Genomic DNA, 18,557 nt, shown 5'->3' on the forward strand with positions numbered 1-18,557 from the left:
CATTATTGCCGTTGATAAAGATGAATAATTTCTTCTGATAATTCGCGAGCAAGTAGCGATGTCATTAAATGATCTTGAGCATGAACCATAATTAATGTCATCGGTTGTCTGGCTTCCCCTGCATCCTGCTCGATCAACTGGGTTTGCATATGATGCGCTTTACGTGCATAGCCATCGGCTTCCTTCAACAAATTTTTAGCTTCATCAATATCGCCTTTTCTTGCTGCATGCAGTGCTTCAAAACACAGACTGCGCGACTGCCCAGCATTGACGATAATTTCCATTACTGCATCTTCTAATGTAATCATCATATGACCTATTTTTATGTGAACGAATATTCGCAGCATGTATTTTCTATGCCGCGTTCTTGAATGTCGTTTAGGTCGGTGAATGTGAATAATAAAAACACCCGACACTGAACGCTTTATTTTCTTTCTTCTATTTAATAGCTATTACTGTTTTTATTAATCCCATTAATTACTGCTCACTGTTTTTGTCAGTGACATATCGCTCTGTATTTTTTGTTCCTCAGTTTTCATTAGCGTACGTTCATAGGCACGCAGGAACGGTAAATACATTAGCGCGGAAAACACCATACACAGCAGGCACATGATCAGCGGGCTGAAACTCCAGTTTGCTGCCCACGATGCGCCAATGGGAGCCGGTGTCGTCCAGGGTGTGAGCGATACGACCTGTGCCAGCCAGCCCATTTTGGTTGCCGTGTACGCCAGTACGGCATTGATCATAGGTACGAAGACGAAAGGGAGAAACAGCATCGGGTTCATGATGATCGGTGCGCCGAACATGATCGGCTCGTTGATGTTGAAGAAGCTCGGTACAACACCCATTCTGCCGATGGTACGCAAGTGCGTGACTTTGCTGCGTAACAGCAGAAATGCCAAAGGCAACGTTGAGCCGACGCCACCGATTAGCAGATAGTGATCCCAAAATCCCTGTAAATAGATATGCGGCAATACTTCGCCTGCCGCCAGCGCGGCCTGATTCACGGCCAGATTAGTCATCCAGAATGGATTCATGATGCCCGTGACAATCAGCGAACCGTGGATACCCGAAAACCAGAAAAGCTGGCACAGCAGCACGGACAGCAGAATAGCGGGCAGAGAGTCTGAGGCGGAAACCAGCGGTGCCAGCAGGTGCATAATCGCTTCGGGAATGATCATCCCTGTTTGCGCCTCAACGAAGAGGTTAAGTGGATGCAGTGTGGCGACAATCACTAACACGGGAATGAGAATTTCAAATGAGCGGGCGACTCCCGTTGGCACCTCTTTCGGCAGGCGAATCGTAATCTTGTGCTGCTTCAGGGCGGCATAAACGCGAGTGGCGTAGATAGACGTCAGTAAGGCGGTAAAGATGCCTTGCCCTGACAGATACTCGGTAGAAATTTTGTCATCTGCGTAAGGCGCCGCGACGAGCAGGAAAGCCATAAATGCCAACAGGCCAGACATCACGGAATCGAGTTGAAGCTGTCGTCCCAGGCTGGCCCCCACACCTACGGAGATGAAAAATGTCATCACGCCCATGCTCAACTCGAAAGGCAGCATCAATTGTTCGCGATAGGTGATAGAGAAGTCCAACCAGGCGCGCGCAAACCCGACGGTGGTATTGGCGGAGAAGGGGGGGAAAATAAACACCAACATAAACGAGCCGATGATCATAAAGGGGAGAGCGGCGGTAAAGCCATCGCGGATAGCGATCACATACTTTTGTTGCCCTAAACGCCCAGCCAGTGGGGTAATCGATTGTTCGATAGCGGCAATCATTGATTGATATAAGGAACTCATATGAACACCTTTTTATGTATCGCCGCGGTGGCGATAGATCATCATCAAGTACGTTATCGCTACATTACATCTCGTAACCCCTTGTATTAACAGGCCCGATGAAAATGTCGCGTGCTGCAACCTTTTATGAACATAAGCTTATACCGTTATGTTTCTTCCGCAATGGATCGCATTTTTCGCTAAGCAGAATGTAAAAAGTTATTGCCAGGATGATTGGATATCATATGGAAACCGTTTTCCATTCAAAGAAAAGAGAACTGTGATGCCCGTCAATGTGTGACGATTTCCGGCGGTATTAATTAGATTTACATCACATCTTAGTGGCTGAAATGTCTATTGGCTGTTAAATGGATAATCGGTTTCCATGCTGGATGGAAACGGTTATACTGCAAGGCAATATAATTTAGGGTCAGTGCACAGATTTCGAGTCGGATTTAGCGTTCTCCAGGGGCAAATAATGTCTACAATCAACGATGTATCGCGTTTAGCTGGGGTGTCCAAAGCCACAGTCTCCCGGGTGTTGAGTGGTTCACGCGGTGTAAAGGAAGCCAGCCGGCTTGCGGTATTAAAAGCGGTTGATGAGCTTAAATATCGGCCAAACGTTATCGCTCAATCGCTGTTAAGCCAGTCAACTGGGTGTATCGGCGTCATTTGCGCACAGGACAACATCAACCAGACGACCGGCTATCTCTATGCGCTGGAAAAACACTTTAGTCGGCATCAAAAGCACCTCTTGTTACGGTTTGCCAGCAGTAGGACAGAAGTGCTGAGCGTGCTGGATGAACTGACTAGCGGCTTGTGTGATGATATTTTAATCATCGGCGCCCGTTTTCCGCTGAATCTGGCCGATAAGAACATTATTCTGATCGACTGCATGGAGACTGATACCACCAACAGCCTACAATTCGATCATGCTTTTGCCACAGAAACAGCGTGTAATTACCTGATTCGGCAGGGACGACGGCAAATCGCACTGATTAATCCCGCCGCCAGCAGCTCGGCGGAACAGGTGCTGTTAGGGTATAAGCGAGCGCTAGAAAATAACTTTCTGCCGTTTAACCGCAACCTGATTTTTATGGATTCCTCTTCATCGTCATCGGTAGCGTTGCAAGTGCTGCTCAATAACAGTACGACGCTGAATTTCAATGCGTTGCTGGTCGCGGATGAACTGGAAGCCAAGCGTGTTATTACACAGCTTCAGGCGTTTAATAAATCGGTGCCAAAAGACATTATGGTATTCAGTCTTGCCGGTTCTCTCGATGTTCCGGGCATCCCGGCAATACCGGCAATTGAATACTCGATGGATGCGGTAGCCGCCAGAATTGTCTCCTGGCTTAATGAAAAAACGCAGGATGTACTGGGGTCGTATGTCTTACGGGGCGATTTAATCATTCCAGATATGGCCAACCGGAAATAGAAACGGGTCACGCTGCCTTCAAAATATAAAGCCCTTCTGAATATCTGCTTCAGAAGGGCTTTTCGTTTTGGTTTTTTACCAATGACTAAGTGGGTTGCCGCTTAATCAGGCTGACAATAAACAGCAATGATGCGCACAGTACCACCGAGGGTCCCGCCGGTGTATTGTAGCCGGCCGAGAAGGCCAAACCGCCTGTCACGGCAATCATGCCAACAATAATCGCGATGCTTGCCATTTGTTCCGGCGTCCGTGCAAAACGTCTGGCGCTAGCGGCGGGAATGATCAGCAGTGAGGTAATGATCAATGCGCCAACAAATTTCATGGCAATGCCAATCGTTAATGCAGTCGTCAGCATGAGAAGCAACTTGGTGCGTTGGAGCTTCACGCCGTCGACATGCGCCAGCTCAGGGCTGATTGTCATGGAAAGCAGGGCGCGCCATTGCCAACGCATGACGGCGACAACGACGATCACGCCAGCACTGATAACCCACAGATCTTCTGTGGTGACGGAGAGTAAATCGCCAAACAGGTACGCCATCAGGTCCACGCGTACATTGTTCATTAGGCTGACGACGACCAATCCAAGCGAGAGCGCACTGTGTGCCATGATGCCGAGCAAGGTATCGACGGCCAGATAGGGGCGTCGCTCCAGCCAGACCAACCCGAGTGCCAGAATGAGCGTTACGGCGATGACGGCGGAAAAGAGGTTGATGTTTAGCAGCAGACCAAATGCAACGCCGAGTAAGGATGCGTGCGCCAGCGTATCGCCGAAGTAAGACATCCGTCGCCAGACGACGAACGAACCGAGCGGGCCTGCGGCAATAGCCAGCAACATTCCCGCCAGCCAACCGGGAAACAGCAGCTCTATCATGCGTCGTTTCCACCTTGTCTTTTTAGAATGATGCGCCCTTGCAGGTCATGGCGATGATTATGATGATGGCGATAAATGGCTAATTGCTCCGTGCCACGGTGACCAAACATGGCTAAAAATTCGGGATGAAGGGAAACCACTTCGGGCGTACCGGAGCAGCAAACATGCTGATTAAGGCACAGGACTTCATCGGTTTTCGCCATCACCAAATGCAAATCGTGTGACACCATCAGTACGCCGCAGTGGAATTCCTGCCGTAGCTGATTAATCAGGTCGTACAGTGCCAGTTGCCCATTGACGTCGACACCCTGTGTCGGTTCATCCAGCACCAGAAGCTGAGGCTGGTTGAGCAGTGCGCGAGCTAAGAGGACGCGTTGGGTTTCGCCACCGGAGAGTTTCTGCATCGGTTGTTCCAGCAGGTGCGCAGCCTGAACGCGTTTAAGGGCGGGTAAAATATCCTGCTTTTTCACGCCGGGGCGCAGTTGCATAAAACGGCTGACGGTCAAGGGCAGGGTGGTATCCAGATGCAGCTTCTGTGGAACGTAACCGATACGCAGCGCAGGATCGCGCACCAGCGAGCCAGAAGTGGGGGAAAGCAGTCCCAGGACCACGCGCACTAACGTTGATTTTCCTGCGCCATTCGGCCCAAGCAGCGTCAGAATTCGACCTTCCTGCAAGGTCAGAGAAATATCTGACAGAACCTTTCGGCTGCCAAATGTTACTGAAATATTATTAAGTGATACCAATGTAGACATATAATTCGGTTTGCATAACTCATGTAACGTTATAATATAACAAACAACACGATAAAAATCGATGGGATCGACTTTCATGCAGCAATCAATTCAACAAAAAAAATGTATTCAGCCAAAAAAATGGTTAAAAAGTGTGTTTGTTGCCAGCGCGCTACTCGCAAGCGGGATGTCAATCAACGCGGCATCCGCTGCGGTCATTACGTCCATTCGCCCTTTGGGATTCATTGCGTCGGCGATTGCCGATGGCGTGACGCCAACTGAGGTTCTATTACCTGATGGTGCATCGCCCCACGATTATGCCTTGCGCCCGTCTGATGTCCAGCGTTTACAGTCCGCCGACCTGGTGATTTGGGTTGGGCCGGAAATGGAAGCCTTCCTTGGGAAACCGTTAGCGAAAATTTCGCCAGCAAAGCAGATTGCGCTTTCCACGCTGCCAGGCATTAAATCTGCGCTGGAAAAAGAGGCTGGACACGATCATGAAAATAGCCATGAGCAGGCACATGATGAGCATGAAAAAGGTCACGAGCACAGCCATGATGACGTCGACGATGATCACCATCATGGTGAGTACAATATGCACATTTGGCTCTCGCCGGAGATGACAAAACAGGCGGCAATCGCTATTCATGCAAAATTATTGGAACTTATGCCTCAGAATAAGGACAAACTAGACGCGAATCTGCTTTATTTCACGGATAAAATTGCACAAGCAGATGAAAAAATTGTTAAGATGCTAGCGCCTGTGCAGGGTAGAGGCTATTTCGTGTTCCATGATGCCTATGGCTATTTTGAGAAACACTATGGATTAAGTCCCTTGGGTTACTTTACTGTTAACCCCGAAATTCAGCCCGGTGCACAGCGTTTACATCAAATACGAACACAGTTGGTTGAGCACAAAGCCGTATGCGTTTTTGCTGAACCACAATTCAGGCCAGCCGTTATTAATGCTGTTGCCAAGGGAACCGACGTGCGCTCGGGTGTGCTCGATCCATTGGGGAGCAATATTGCACTGGGTAGAGATAGCTATGCCGATTTCTTGTTGCAGCTATCGAACCAGTATGTGAGCTGTCTGGAGGAAAAATTATGAGGATACGAATAAGTGCAGCAGATAGTCCGAACTATCGCTCTGGCGTATAACAGTTTACCACGCCCCCATCGCGTCATGCTGGGGTCGCTTACCGTTGTGACATTGGCCGTCGCTGTTTGGCGGCCTTTTGTTTATCCCCACGTCGATGATGCCCCTGTCATTGTGAAAGATATCGACCTGGAAACCAGCCAACTGCGTACTCTGACGCCTGAAGCCAGTGAGCCGATAGATCAACCCTCGCCTGATGATGACATCCCACAAGATGAGCTCGATGATAAGGTTGCCGATGAAGGCGACGTCCACGAGTACATCGTCTCTACGGGGGATACCTTAAGCAGTATTTTGACGCAGTACGGCATTGATATTGCCGATGTCACCCAACTCGCTGACCAGAATAAAGATTTGCGAAACTTGAAAATTGGTCAACAGCTATCCTGGGCTTTGGGAGAGAATGGCGATCTGCAAAGCTTGACTTGGCAGATGTCCCGCCGTGAAACTCGCATTTATGAGCGTGTGGGTACAGATTTTAAAGAGCGAATTGAAACGCTGAAAGGTGAGTGGCGCAACAGCGTACTGAATGGTCGGGTGAGTGGCAGTTTTGTCAGCAGCGCAAAAAATGCTGGCTTGACCAGCACAGAAGTGCGTGAAGTCATCAAAGCGCTGCAATGGCAGTTGGATTTCCGTAAATTACGCAAAGACGATACCTTCTCTGTGCTGATGTCCCGTGAAATGCTTGATGGTAAAAGTGAACAAAGTGAGCTGGTCGGTGTTCGCCTGAATACCGGTGGTAAAGACTATTACGCCATTCGTGCGGAAGACGGCAAATTCTACGATCGCGAAGGCTCTGGTCTGACGCGTGGTTTTATGCGTTTCCCGACCATGAAACAGTTCCGAATTTCCTCCAACTTTAATCCACGTCGTTTGAATCCGGTGACCGGGCGCGTCGCACCGCATAAAGGTGTCGATTTTGCTATGCCGGTAGGGTCACCCGTTCTGGCCGTTGGGGATGGCGAAGTGGTGATTGCAAAGCGCAGCGGTGCTGCGGGGAATTATGTCGCTATACGTCACGGCCGCCAGTACACCACGCGCTACATGCATATGCATCGTATTCTGGTTAAGCCAGGGCAGAAAGTGAAACGTGGCGACCGCATCGGGCTATCTGGTAACACAGGGCGCTCCACTGGGCCGCATCTGCACTACGAATTCTGGATCAACCAGCAGGCAGTTAACCCGTTAACGGCGCAACTGCCGCGCTCTGAAGGGCTGGCAGGTAAAGAGCGTCGTGACTATCTGGCGCAGGTGAAGGAAGTCGTGCCGCAGCTTAAGTTTGATTAACGATATCCGTCATACTTTACGTTGTTTGTGCGTTGGTCAAAATGTTAACGTTTTGTCACGCAACTCGAATGATTTAGGATAGTACGGACTGCATGTTATGCCGGTGGCTTGCTGCCGGCATTTTCATTTATAGAACGCAGGCTCTTGGTTTTTTATTGTCGAGCAGATGTGTTTTTGCGTAATTGTTGGCGGGTGTTGCTAAACGCTAAGCGACAATTATGATTGTGTTTATTGATTGATCTGAAGAGTTTAGGCATGGAAAAAGAAAAAAAATCGAACGCTGAATTTGTTCCCCAGTTTCAACGCGCCTTTTTTCATCCGCGCTATTGGGGCGTTTGGTTAGGCGTTGGTGTGATGGCACTCGCGGCCTATATTCCCGCTCGGTTAAGAAACCCGGTGCTGGGCGGGTTAGGGCGTTTTGTTGGGAGAATATCAAAAGGTGCCCGCCGCCGTGCTCGCATTAATCTGCTGTATTGCATGCCGGAATTAACGGAAGCACAGCGCGAAGCCATCATTGACGACATGTTTGCGACGGCACCTCAGTCGATGATCATGATGGTAGAAGTGGGGATTCGTAACCCGAAGAAAATAGAGAAGTATGTGCGCTGGCATGGTGAAGACATTCTTGAACGCATTAAAGCGCAAGAGAAGAACGTGATCTTTCTGGTTCCGCATGGATGGGGCGTTGATATCCCAGCGATGCTGCTGACCTCTCGCGGGCAGCGTATGGCGGCGATGTTCCACAACCAGAAAAATGCGCTGGTGGATTATTGGTGGAATCGGTTACGTCGTCGCTTCGGTGGACGCATCCATGCCCGCAACGATGGTATTAAACCGTTTATTAGCTCCGTGCGCTCCGGGTGCTGGGGGTATTATTTACCCGATCAGGATCACGGCCCTGAGCACAGCGAGTTTGTGGATTTCTTCGCAACCTATAAGGCAACGTTGCCTGCCGTCGGACGGCTGATGAAAGTGTGTCGCGCTGATATTGTGCCGCTGTTCCCGGTGTATAACGCCAAAGACGGTTGCCTAGATGTGTTTATACGTCCGCCGATGGATGATTTGGCGGAAGCGGATGATGCTTACATTGCACGGCGCATGAATGAAGAGGTAGAGATTCTGGTCAGGCCGAACCCAGAACAGTACACCTGGATTCTGAAGCTGTTAAAAACCCGTAAGCCGGGAGAAATTGAGCCGTATTGTCGGGATGATTTATACCGTAATTAATTGCGAGATGAATCGCGGGTAGCCGCCGATGGATAAAAAAGCCGGACGAGAAATCGTCCGGCTTTTTGCTCGAATGAACCGCCCACCACTACGTAGCGGATCGGTCATGCAATGATTATTCCACGCGTAGAATGCGAATCGTGTTGGTTGTACCTACCGTCCCCATGATGTCACCCTGTGTAACGATGACCAGATCCCCAGACATCAGGAAGCCTTTATCGCGCAGTCGGATCACCGCATCATTGGCCGCGGCAACGCCATCGGTGTAACTATCGAAATGCACAGGGGTGACGCCGCGATACAGTGCGGTCAGATTCAGCGTGTGCTCATGACGAGACATGGCGAAAATGGGCAAGCCGGAACTGATACGGGACATCATTAGCGCAGTGCGGCCAGATTCCGTCATGGCGATCAGCGCGGTAACCCCTTTCAGGTGGTTGGCCGCGTACATGGAAGACATCGCAATCGATTCCTCCGTGTTATCAAACTGCACGTCAAGGCGATGTTTGGAAACGTTGATGCTTGGAATTTTCTCCGCGCCTAAACACACTTTCGCCATGGCAGCGACGGTTTCAGCAGGATATTGACCCGCCGCGGTCTCTGCTGACAGCATCACTGCATCGGTGCCATCGAGTACGGCGTTGGCGACGTCCATCACCTCGGCGCGTGTTGGCATCGGGTTAGTGATCATCGATTCCATCATCTGCGTAGCGGTAATAACCGCACGGTTCAACTGACGGGCGCGGCGAATCAACTTCTTCTGAATCCCCACCAGTTCTGGATCGCCAATTTCGACGCCCAGATCGCCCCTCGCGACCATCACCACGTCGGAAGCCAGAATAATGTCATCCATTGCGGCATCTGAACAAACGGCTTCTGCGCGTTCAACTTTTGATACGATCTTGGCGTTACAGCCTGCGTCACGTGCGAGTCGGCGTGCGTAGTTGAGGTCTTCGCCGGTACGTGGGAAAGAGACAGCCAGATAGTCGACGCCAATTTTTGCGGCAGTAATAATGTCGGCTTTATCTTTTTCCGTCAGCGCTTCGGCAGACAAGCCGCCACCGAGTTTGTTGATACCTTTGTTGTTAGACAACGGCCCACCAACGGTGACTTCGGTATATACTTTCAGACCTTCAACCTGAAGGACTTTCAACTGTACCCGACCATCATCCAATAGCAGGATATCGCCTGGCACCACGTCGCTCGGCAAGCCTTTATAATCGATCCCGACTTTTTCTTTATCGCCTTCGCCTTTCGCTAAATTGGCATCTAGTAAGAATTTGTCGCCGACATTCAGGAAAATTTTACCTTCTTTGAAGGTAGAAACACGGATTTTTGGACCCTGTAGATCGCCAAGAATGGCAACATGGCGGCCTAATTTTGCCGCAATTTCACGAACTTTGTTGGCACGTAATTGATGGTCTTCTGCTGTGCCGTGAGAAAAATTCATGCGTACTACGTTAGCGCCCGCACTGATAATCTTTTCAAGATTATTATCACGGTCGGTAGCGGGCCCCAGGGTGGTGACAATCTTGGTTCTTCTGAGCCGTCTGGACATGTATAACTCCGTTCACTTGTGAAGCTGTCGTGTTGCGATTAAGCGTCGAATAACGGTGCAAAATGTCACTTTACAACAAACTATTTCACCTGCGTTATTCGAACATCGTGTTGAGTCTGATTATCATACTGTACAGGTAATCCCCGTCATCTTTCCATGACCGTAGTCTCTGGTCACCTCAAGATGAAACAGGTTGATGATACCGCTCATTTCTCATTACCCGTCATACTTCAAGTTGCATGTGCGTTGGCTGCGCTCAGTCACCCGAATCACTTACTTGAGTAAGCTCATCGGGACTCCCTCGCTTGCCGCCTTCCTGAAACTCGAATTATTTAGGGTATAAGGTATAACTCAAAAACAAAGCACAATCTAAAAATGACCTATCACCTGAAGGGATTGATCAATCGTTCATCTTTATCAAAGCGTGATTCGCGCAAGGCCTCTTTGACCCGTTTCAGGTTATCACGAAATTTTTCTCCGCGGCGTAAAGTAAATCCTGTCGCCAGCACATCGATCAGCGTTAACTGAGCGATACGGGACACCATCGGCATATAGACATCGGTATCTTCAGGCACATCAAGCCGCAGTGCTAGCGAGGCTTCACGCGCCAGCGGTGTGCCGTCCGAGGTAATGGCGATCACGGTTGCATCATTCTCGCGCGCTAACTGTGCCATTTCGACCAGACTCTTGGTTCTGCCAGTATGGGAGATCAACACTACGACATCGCCGTCGCTGGAATTCATGCAGCTCATGCGCTGCATAACGATGTCATCGAAATAAACGACGGGGATATTGAAGCGGAAAAATTTGTTCATCGCATCGTGTGCGACGGCGGCGGAGGCACCCAAGCCAAAGAAAGAGATTTTCTTTGCCTGCGTGAGCAAATCCACGGCGCGGTTGACGGCAGTGACATCCAGACTGGATTTCACCTGCTCTAAGCCAGCCATCGCGGATTCAAAGATTTTACTGGTGTAGGCGTCAACGCTGTCATCTTCTTCAACGTTACGGTTCACATACGGCGTACCGTTTGCCAGACTTTGCGCCAGATGTAGTTTAAAATCGGGAAAACCCTTAGTTTCAAGGCGACGACAGAAACGATTAACCGTTGGTTCACTGACGTCGGCCATTTTTGCCAAGGTCGCGATGCTGGAGTGAATGGCCGTCTGCGGAGTGCTCAGGATCACTTCAGCCACTTTTCTTTCTGATTTGCTCAAGAGTTCTAAGTGACTCTGGATTTTTTCCAGCATATTCATACGACAAGGGCCATGTAAGTTTTTTCCAATTTCAACTAAAGGTACAACTGGCATGCATTACGTGAAAAAATGCAGGTCATGAAAATATACTACGACCCTGTGGTGGTTGGCAGCGTGCAACATGCTAAGTTGTGCCCTTTTTTTGCCAGAACATGACATGTGTCTAACTTTCAGAAAAGTAATCGACTGTCAAAAACGACGAAAAATTTCGGTTTAGGGCAAATCAATAAGTGATTCCAACCACGGCACAGACCGATTTATGTGTGGTTTTCGGTCAATACCACCCGTTATTTGGCATTTTTATGATGGGTTTACTGGCTGTAGTCAAAAAGAGTACATTAGCGCTGTAATAAAATTACAGCATCCTGCAACGAGGAGATGAACATGGCGGTAACTTCAACAGCCCAAGCGTGCGATCTGGTTATTTTCGGTGCCAAGGGCGATCTGGCGCGCCGTAAATTGCTGCCTTCCCTGTACCAGTTGGAAAAAGCAGGGCACATCCATACGGACACCAAAATTATTGGAGTGGGTCGTGCGGATTGGGATAAAGCGGAGTATACCCGCGTCGTGCGCGAAGCGCTTGACACTTTTATGAAAGAAGCCATCGACGATAAGTTGTGGGAAACGCTAAGCAGTCGTCTGGATTTCTGCAATCTTGATGTGGAAGACACGAAAGCGTTCAACAAACTGGGCAAGATGCTTGACCAGAAAAATCGTACTACCATCAACTATTTTGCGATGCCGCCCAGCACATTTGGTGCGATTTGCAAAGGGTTGGGAGCCGCAGGGCTAAATAAAGACCCGGCACGTGTGGTGATGGAAAAACCGCTGGGTACCGATTTAGCGTCCTCGCGTGTGATTAACGATCAGGTCGCGGAATTCTTTAACGAATGCCAAGTTTACCGCATCGACCACTATCTGGGTAAAGAAACCGTTCTAAACCTGTTGGCGTTGCGCTTTGCCAACTCGTTGTTCTCCTCAAATTGGGACAACCGGACGATCGACCATGTACAGATTACGGTAGCGGAAGAAGTCGGGATTGAAGGGCGCTGGGGCTATTTTGACAAAGCCGGTCAGATGCGCGACATGATCCAGAATCACCTGTTACAAATTCTGACGATGATTGCGATGTCACCGCCGTCTGATTTGACGACGGATCGCATCCGTGACGAAAAAGTGAAAGTGTTGCGTTCACTGCGTCGTATTGACCGTTCCAACGTGCACGAAACGACCGTACGCGGCCAATATACTTCCGGTTTTGTTCAGGGTCATAAAGTGCCGGGCTATCTGGAAGAAGAGGGCGCGAACAAAAGCAGCAGCACGGAAACCTTTGTCTCGATTCGTGTCGACATCGACGACTGGCGCTGGTCTGGCGTGCCGTTCTACCTGCGTACGGGTAAACGTTTACCGACAAAATGCTCAGAAGTGGTGGTGTACTTTAAAAATCCTGCGTTGAATCTGTTCCATGATTCATACCAGCAGTTACCGCAGAACAAACTGATCATTCGCTTACAGCCGGATGAAGGTGTGGAAATCCAGATTCTGAATAAAATTCCGGGATTAGAGCATAAGCACCGCCTGCAAACGGTGAAGCTGGATTTGAGTTTCTCTGAAACTTTTAATCAGCAGCATTTGGCAGATGCCTATGAGCGTCTGTTGCTCGAAACGATGCGCGGGATTCAGGCGCTGTTCGTCCGTCGTGATGAAGTTGAAGAAGCCTGGAAATGGGTGGATTCCATCATGGATGCGTGGGCGATGGACAACGATGCACCGAAGCCTTACCAGGCGGGAAGCTGGGGGCCTGTCGCATCCGTAGCGATGATCACTCGCGATGGTCGTTCCTGGAATGAGTTCGAGTAATTTTTTGATAATACGTCAGTAGCTGGAATGCCGAAGTATGCCGGCATTCCACGGTTTTAATGTATGGCTTACGGTGCGGTTGGCATCTGCGGCAACGCAGATCCCTGTGGCAGGGGCGCGCTATATAATTAATGATGCCTTCGGGCATGACTGGAGATAACTTTTGATGAAAAACTGGAAAACGAGCGCGGAACAGATTTTGACAACGGGTCCCGTTGTTCCTGTGATTGTGGTCAACAAACTGGAACACGCGGTGCCGATGGCAAAAGCGTTAGTCGCGGGCGGCGTTCGCGTTCTGGAACTGACATTGCGTACCGACTGTGCTATCGATGCGATCCGTGCGATTGCCAAAGAAGTACCCGAAGCCATCGTGGGTGCGGGTACGGTGACAAACCCTGAGCAACTGGCTGCGGTGGTTGAGGCGGGTGCGCAGTTTGCCATTAGTCCGGGATTGACCGAGCCACTGCTGAAAGCGGCAACGGAAGGCAATATTCCGTTGATTCCAGGTATTAGCACCGTGTCTGAACTGATGTTGGGTATGGATTACGGCTTATGTGAGTTCAAATTTTTCCCAGCCGAAGCTAACGGCGGCGTGAAAGCGCTTCAGGCGATCGCGGGTCCATTTGCTCATATCCGTTTCTGCCCGACTGGTGGTATTACGCCGAATAACTACCGTGATTACCTGGCGCTGAAAAGCGTGCTGTGTGTGGGTGGTTCTTGGCTGGTGCCGAACGATGCACTGGAAAGCGGTGATTACGCACGTATTACTGAACTGGCGCGTGAAGCTGTTGCAGGCGCAAAAGCGTAAGTTTACTGGCTACTGAATGACGAAGGCCACTCACTGCGAGTGGCCTTTTTTATGACGGACATCCTTGTCCATCACCCTGCGGGCCGTCGCAAGCGACGTTAAAAAACGTTCCCTACGTTTTTTTATGACGGACATCCTTGTCCGTCACCCTGCGGGCCGTCGCAAGCGACGTTGAAAAACGTTCCCTACGTTTTTTTATGACGAGCGTTGTGTACGCCGTCAGTGACGGTTTACTCCACCTAATCAGCAACAGTAGATATTAACCGCTAACGTCTACGTTCGCCGCGACGCGCTTGGCGATTTCAACAGCATCGTCTGTCGTTTCTGCACTGGCTAGCGCAACGCCCATACGGCGTTTGCCGCTGATATCCGGTTTGCCAAACAGGCGAATTTGCGTATGAGGGAGGAGCGCGCTTTCCAGTCCCTGATAGCGTACGTTGTTGCTCTCCAGTTCCGGCAAAATTACGGCAGAAGCCGATGCGCCGTACTGACGAATCGCGCCAATTGGCAGCCCAAGGAAAGCGCGAACGTGTAGGGCAAATTCGGACAGATCCTGAGAGATCATCGTCACCATGCCGGTATCGTGTGGGCGAGGGGAGACTTCACTAAAGATGACGTCATCCCCGCAGACGAACAGCTCAACGCCGAACAGGCCATAACCGCCGAGCGCTTTTACGACATCGCTGGCCATTTTTTGCGCGCGTTCCTGTGCCAGTTCACTCATCTGTTGCGGCTGCCAGGATTCACGATAGTCACCCTCTTCTTGTCGGTGACCGATTGGTGCACAGAAATGAATGCCATCAATTGCATGGATGGTCAGCAGGGTGATCTCAAAATCAAAATTTACCAACCCTTCAACGATGACGCGCCCGCCGCCTGCACGACCACCCTGTTGGGCGTAGTTCCACGCTTGATCTAACTGCTCAGCGGAGCGAATCAGGCTTTGCCCTTTGCCGGATGAACTCATGACTGGCTTCACAATGCAGGGGTAGCCAATTGCCTCTACTGCCTGATGAAAGCTCTCTTTGCTGTCGGCAAAACGGTAGGTGGATGTCGGCACACCGAGGGTTTCGGCAGCCAGACGGCGGATGCCTTCACGGTTCATCGTCAGGCGTGTCGCTTCAGCACAGGGGACAACATGGTGGCCTTGTTTTTCCAATGCCACCAGCATATCGGTGGCGATGGCTTCAATTTCCGGCACGATATAATCAGGACGTTCTGCTTCAACCAACACTTTTAATGCGTCGCCATCCAACATATTGATGACGTGGCTGCGATGTGCAATCTGCATCGCAGGGGCATCGGCATAGCGATCGACCGCAATCACTTCGATTCCAAGGCGCTGACACTCAATCGCCACTTCTTTGCCTAATTCACCGGAGCCAAGCAACATCACTCGTGTGGCATCCGCACGCAGGGCGGTTCCAATCGTTAACATAACCTTATACCTGATCGGGTTGTGAAAAATGGCCGCAGTATAAACGAAAACGTTTGCGTGCGCATTAAAGAGGGCGGGCTCTGGAATGTATTACGCAAAAGCGCACCAAGAGACAAGGACGTGGCTTGGCATTGCTGGGCAATCGTGCCACTCTTCTTACAGAGTGAAAATTTTATGTCAAGACAATGAGATCCGACGCGATGAAGACACCGCAAGCTGAAAAAAAGCCCCACGCGATAAGCACACATGGCGATACGCGTATCGACAATTATTACTGGCTGCGTGATGACCAGCGTACCGATCCGCAGGTGTTGTCCTACCTGGAACAGGAAAATGCCTATAGTGAAGCCATTATGGCGCCTCACGAAGCACGTAAACGGTCGCTGTATGACGAAATGGTTAAACGCATTCCGTCGACGGACATGTCGGTGCCGTATGTCAGAAAAGGTTATCGCTACCAAAGTCGCTATGAGCCGGGCAAAGAGTACGCCATCTATCTGCGCCAGCTTGAGCACGCAACAGAAACGTGGGAAACGCTGTTAGATGGGAATCAACGTGCGGAGGGACATGAATTTTATAGTCTCGGCGCACTTGAGGTTAGCCCAAACAACACGCTGTTGGCGCTCTCGGAGGATTTTTTATCCCGTCGGCAGTACACACTTCGTTTTCGCGATCTTAACAGCGGCGAATGGTTACCGGATGTGATCGAAAATGTGACCGCAGGTGCTGAATGGTCGGCAGATTCGACGGTGTTGTACTACGTGCGTAAACATGAACAAACGCTATTGCCGTATCAGGTCTACCGTCACCGTCTGGGGAGCGACCCGGCACAAGATGAACTGATATATGAAGAGAAAGATGACACCTATTATGTCAGCCTGAGCAAAACGACATCAGAGCACTACATCACCATTTATCTCAGCAGCACCACAACGACTGAGGTGCTATTGCTCGACGCGACAATCCCAGAGGCTGTGCCGCAGGTATGCATTCCACGCCGGAAAGATCATGAATATGGCATCGATCACTATCAGGGACGATTTTACCTACGCTCCAACCGAGAAGGAAAGAACTTCGGCCTTTACCGTTCGGATAAGCCTGATGAACAAACGCTGGAAACACTGATTGCTCCACGTGAACACCGCGTTCTGGAAGGTTTTGAACTGTTCCGTGATTGGCTGGTGGTCGAAGAAAGGGAACGCGGTTTAACCCGATTACGTCAGATCCATTGGCATACACAGGAAGAGAAAACGATCGCTTTCAATGATGCGAGCTATGTGACGTGGCTGTCGTACAATCCTACGCCAGAAACGGCATTGATGCGATATGGTTACTCATCAATGACAACGCCCAGCACGCTGTATGAATTGAATCTGGACACGGGCGACCAGCAGCTACTTAAGCAAGCTGAGGTAAAAGATTTCTCCCCGGATAACTATCGGAGCGAGCGTTTATGGATCACCGTCAGGGACGGTGTTGATGTACCCGTTTCCCTCGTTTATCACCGCGATCACTTCAGCCCTGGTAAGAACCCGATACTGGTTTACGGGTATGGTGCCTATGGAAATAGCATGGAGCCAGATTTCAGCGTTAGCCGTCTGAGCCTGTTGGATCGAGGGTTCGTTTTTGCCTTAACGCACATTCGTGGCGGTGGTGAATTGGGTCAGCGGTGGTATGACGATGGTCGGTTGCTCAATAAGATGCATTCCTTCACGGATTTCATCGATGTGTCCCAGGCATTGATAGAAAAAGGCTATGGCGACAGAGAAAACATGTTCGCGATGGGAGGGAGTGCGGGAGGGCTCTTGATGGGCGCGGTAGTCAATATGGCACCCGATCTGTTCAAAGGGGTTGTGGCCCAGGTTCCGTTTGTTGATGTGTTGACGACAATGCTGGATGAGTCAATTCCGCTGACGACCGGAGAATATGACGAGTGGGGCGATCCGAATGAACAAACCTACTATGACTACATCAAGCAATATAGTCCTTATGACGGTGTGACCGCTCAGCGCTATCCACATTTACTGGTGACTACTGGGTTACACGACTCTCAGGTTCAGTATTGGGAACCTGCAAAGTGGGTAGCAAAATTACGGGAAGTTAAAACGGACGATCGTCTGGTGTTGTTATACACCGATATGGATGCTGGGCACGGTGGAAAATCCGGTCGCTTCAAACGCTATGATGATATCGCGCTAGAATATGCTTTCCTATTGATGGTGCTTGAAAAAGCAGAAGACGGTCACGAATAAGGGCTAGCAACTGCGGTTATGAGGGTAAACCCATTTTCGGGTTTACCCGATCGGCATGGCACATTACTTGGGCAACATCAGGACTCAGGTAATATCAGCTTGTGCTTTCTTCGCTCTTTTGTCGGCCCGTTTTTCGGCGGCCGTTTTCAATGGTTTTTTCTTACCGTTCTTTTTGCTATCCAGTCCTTTACTCATATCTTGCCTCGCTTGATAAAAGGTTAGGGTGCTATTCCATTAACCTCTTGTGCGAGCCAATATGCAAGCAGAAAATCATTTTTGCTGTGTAAGAATGTAACCCGTGGAAAGGGATGTTTTCCACGGTAAACCCGTGTTGGATTGGAAGGAGGGAAATCGCTATTTAGACTTAGGCTCGTAGGGTAAACGAGAGAACTGTAACGAGCGTTGGCGATAAAACATCACACGTTCACGAAAGTAGTTACGCAGGTGATCGGGCTGTTCTCTTTCCACAACCTCAGGAATGACTGGCATATTATAACGTTCTTTGAAGGCAACACCTGATGCTGCCAGATCTACGTTAACTTTATCCATATCCTCTTTGGACAATTCTGCCAGATTATGTCCCATATCGCTTTCTCCTGCCTATTGGCCACAGACTGATAGGTGTCACGGTAAAGTAGCGACAGAAAAATGGCAAGTGTTCACTTTGTCATGTGGATGTTTATTATTCTGATTGCGAAATAGGAATCATTTTTAATACAGATTTATCGTAAGTGATATAGCTCGATATTGTAACTTTTTTGGTAATAAAAATGATTCGCAATAATACATTAAAATCGCTCTTAAGTGATAATAAATATCAATAGCAATTTTTATAATGCATTGTTTTTTATGGTTATTATATTAATATTTTGTTGCTGTTAATAAAGTGTTTTT

General features: G+C 49.6%; 15 protein-coding genes. 7 read left to right on the forward strand and 8 right to left on the reverse strand.

What is annotated here, in order from left to right; all coding sequences use genetic code 11:
• Positions 1-2 precede the first annotated feature (2 nt).
• Entirely contained in the window at positions 3-308 is a 306-nt protein-coding gene (locus tag E2566_RS09670) for a PTS lactose/cellobiose transporter subunit IIA (RefSeq protein WP_107170664.1), read from the reverse strand.
• A gap of 165 nt (positions 309-473) precedes the next feature.
• Positions 474-1,802, reverse strand: coding sequence for a PTS sugar transporter subunit IIC (locus tag E2566_RS09675; protein ID WP_107170663.1), 1,329 nt, complete (start codon positions 1,800-1,802; stop codon positions 474-476).
• A gap of 457 nt (positions 1,803-2,259) precedes the next feature.
• On the opposite strand from E2566_RS09675, the gene E2566_RS09680 reads away from it, so the two are divergent.
• Entirely contained in the window at positions 2,260-3,219 is a 960-nt protein-coding gene (locus E2566_RS09680; protein WP_107170662.1) for a LacI family DNA-binding transcriptional regulator, read from the forward strand.
• Positions 3,220-3,304: 85 nt separating this feature from the next.
• Here E2566_RS09680 and znuB read toward each other — a convergent pair whose 3' ends face one another.
• Together znuB and znuC are read right to left on the reverse strand one after the other, a co-directional pair.
• On the reverse strand, positions 3,305-4,090 hold the full coding sequence (gene znuB / locus E2566_RS09685; protein WP_107170661.1) for a zinc ABC transporter permease subunit ZnuB: 786 nt from the start codon (positions 4,088-4,090) through the stop codon (positions 3,305-3,307).
• Complete coding sequence (gene znuC / locus E2566_RS09690; protein WP_107170688.1) at positions 4,087-4,845, reverse strand: zinc ABC transporter ATP-binding protein ZnuC; 759 nt, start codon at positions 4,843-4,845, stop codon at positions 4,087-4,089. Before znuC ends, znuB begins: the two co-directional genes overlap by 4 nt.
• 76 nt (positions 4,846-4,921) lie before the next feature.
• On the opposite strand from znuC, the gene znuA reads away from it, so the two are divergent.
• The 3 genes from znuA to lpxM all read left to right on the forward strand — a co-directional run bounded on the left by znuA (position 4,922) and on the right by lpxM (position 8,494).
• Entirely contained in the window at positions 4,922-5,932 is a 1,011-nt protein-coding gene (gene znuA / locus E2566_RS09695) for a zinc ABC transporter substrate-binding protein ZnuA (RefSeq protein ID WP_107170660.1), read from the forward strand.
• A 12-nt stretch (positions 5,933-5,944) separates the two neighbouring features.
• Entirely contained in the window at positions 5,945-7,267 is a 1,323-nt protein-coding gene (gene mepM / locus E2566_RS09700) for a murein DD-endopeptidase MepM (protein WP_107170659.1), read from the forward strand.
• Between the two features lie 255 nt (positions 7,268-7,522).
• Positions 7,523-8,494 (forward strand): lauroyl-Kdo(2)-lipid IV(A) myristoyltransferase, encoded by a 972-nt coding sequence (gene lpxM / locus E2566_RS09705; RefSeq protein ID WP_107170658.1) that lies wholly within the window; start codon positions 7,523-7,525, stop codon positions 8,492-8,494.
• 115 nt (positions 8,495-8,609) lie between these two features.
• On the opposite strand, the gene pyk is transcribed toward lpxM, so the two are convergent.
• Complete coding sequence (gene pyk, locus E2566_RS09710; protein ID WP_107170657.1) at positions 8,610-10,052, reverse strand: pyruvate kinase; 1,443 nt, start codon at positions 10,050-10,052, stop codon at positions 8,610-8,612.
• A 383-nt stretch (positions 10,053-10,435) separates the two neighbouring features.
• The gene (locus tag E2566_RS09715) at positions 10,436-11,305 is read right to left on the reverse strand and encodes a MurR/RpiR family transcriptional regulator (protein ID WP_010275858.1); all 870 of its coding nucleotides are present in this window, start codon (positions 11,303-11,305) and stop codon (positions 10,436-10,438) included.
• 384 nt (positions 11,306-11,689) lie between these two features.
• Between E2566_RS09715 and zwf the strand changes: the two genes are divergently transcribed.
• Together zwf and E2566_RS09725 are read left to right on the forward strand one after the other, a co-directional pair.
• The gene (zwf, locus tag E2566_RS09720; protein WP_107170656.1) at positions 11,690-13,165 is read left to right on the forward strand and encodes a glucose-6-phosphate dehydrogenase; all 1,476 of its coding nucleotides are present in this window, start codon (positions 11,690-11,692) and stop codon (positions 13,163-13,165) included.
• 166 nt (positions 13,166-13,331) lie between these two features.
• Positions 13,332-13,973: a bifunctional 4-hydroxy-2-oxoglutarate aldolase/2-dehydro-3-deoxy-phosphogluconate aldolase gene (locus E2566_RS09725; RefSeq protein WP_107170655.1), complete on the forward strand. Its 642-nt coding sequence runs from the start codon at positions 13,332-13,334 to the stop codon at positions 13,971-13,973.
• Between the two features lie 259 nt (positions 13,974-14,232).
• Here E2566_RS09725 and purT read toward each other — a convergent pair whose 3' ends face one another.
• On the reverse strand, positions 14,233-15,411 hold the full coding sequence (gene purT / locus E2566_RS09730) for a formate-dependent phosphoribosylglycinamide formyltransferase (protein ID WP_107170654.1): 1,179 nt from the start codon (positions 15,409-15,411) through the stop codon (positions 14,233-14,235).
• 200 nt (positions 15,412-15,611) lie between these two features.
• Between purT and E2566_RS09735 the strand changes: the two genes are divergently transcribed.
• Positions 15,612-17,663 carry a S9 family peptidase gene (locus E2566_RS09735; protein ID WP_107170653.1) on the forward strand — a complete coding sequence of 684 codons (2,052 nt, stop codon included), beginning with the start codon at positions 15,612-15,614 and terminating at the stop codon, positions 17,661-17,663.
• 354 nt (positions 17,664-18,017) lie between these two features.
• Here E2566_RS09735 and E2566_RS09740 read toward each other — a convergent pair whose 3' ends face one another.
• The gene (locus E2566_RS09740) at positions 18,018-18,248 is read right to left on the reverse strand and encodes a DNA polymerase III subunit theta (RefSeq protein WP_107170652.1); all 231 of its coding nucleotides are present in this window, start codon (positions 18,246-18,248) and stop codon (positions 18,018-18,020) included.
• Positions 18,249-18,557 lie beyond the last annotated feature (309 nt).

Origin of the sequence: Pectobacterium punjabense, assembly GCF_012427845.1 — a bacterium.
Taxonomy (GTDB): domain Bacteria; phylum Pseudomonadota; class Gammaproteobacteria; order Enterobacterales; family Enterobacteriaceae; genus Pectobacterium; species Pectobacterium punjabense.

Excerpts from the sequence above, each read along its gene's own strand:
- E2566_RS09725 (WP_107170655.1), top strand. The coding sequence starts at position 13,332 with ATGAAAAACTGGAAAACGAGCGCGGAACAGATTTTGACAACGGGTCCC.
- E2566_RS09670 (WP_107170664.1), bottom strand. The coding sequence starts at position 308 with ATGATTACATTAGAAGATGCAGTAATGGAAATTATCGTCAATGCTGGG.
- E2566_RS09740 (WP_107170652.1), bottom strand. The coding sequence starts at position 18,248 with ATGGGACATAATCTGGCAGAATTGTCCAAAGAGGATATGGATAAAGTT.
- E2566_RS09735 (WP_107170653.1), top strand. The coding sequence starts at position 15,612 with ATGAAGACACCGCAAGCTGAAAAAAAGCCCCACGCGATAAGCACACAT.
- E2566_RS09680 (WP_107170662.1), top strand. The coding sequence starts at position 2,260 with ATGTCTACAATCAACGATGTATCGCGTTTAGCTGGGGTGTCCAAAGCC.
- zwf (WP_107170656.1), top strand. The coding sequence starts at position 11,690 with ATGGCGGTAACTTCAACAGCCCAAGCGTGCGATCTGGTTATTTTCGGT.
- znuA (WP_107170660.1), top strand. The coding sequence starts at position 4,922 with ATGCAGCAATCAATTCAACAAAAAAAATGTATTCAGCCAAAAAAATGG.
- znuB (WP_107170661.1), bottom strand. The coding sequence starts at position 4,090 with ATGATAGAGCTGCTGTTTCCCGGTTGGCTGGCGGGAATGTTGCTGGCT.
- E2566_RS09715 (WP_010275858.1), bottom strand. The coding sequence starts at position 11,305 with ATGAATATGCTGGAAAAAATCCAGAGTCACTTAGAACTCTTGAGCAAA.
- znuC (WP_107170688.1), bottom strand. The coding sequence starts at position 4,845 with ATGTCTACATTGGTATCACTTAATAATATTTCAGTAACATTTGGCAGC.
- E2566_RS09675 (WP_107170663.1), bottom strand. The coding sequence starts at position 1,802 with ATGAGTTCCTTATATCAATCAATGATTGCCGCTATCGAACAATCGATT.
- pyk (WP_107170657.1), bottom strand. The coding sequence starts at position 10,052 with ATGTCCAGACGGCTCAGAAGAACCAAGATTGTCACCACCCTGGGGCCC.
- purT (WP_107170654.1), bottom strand. The coding sequence starts at position 15,411 with ATGTTAACGATTGGAACCGCCCTGCGTGCGGATGCCACACGAGTGATG.
- lpxM (WP_107170658.1), top strand. The coding sequence starts at position 7,523 with ATGGAAAAAGAAAAAAAATCGAACGCTGAATTTGTTCCCCAGTTTCAA.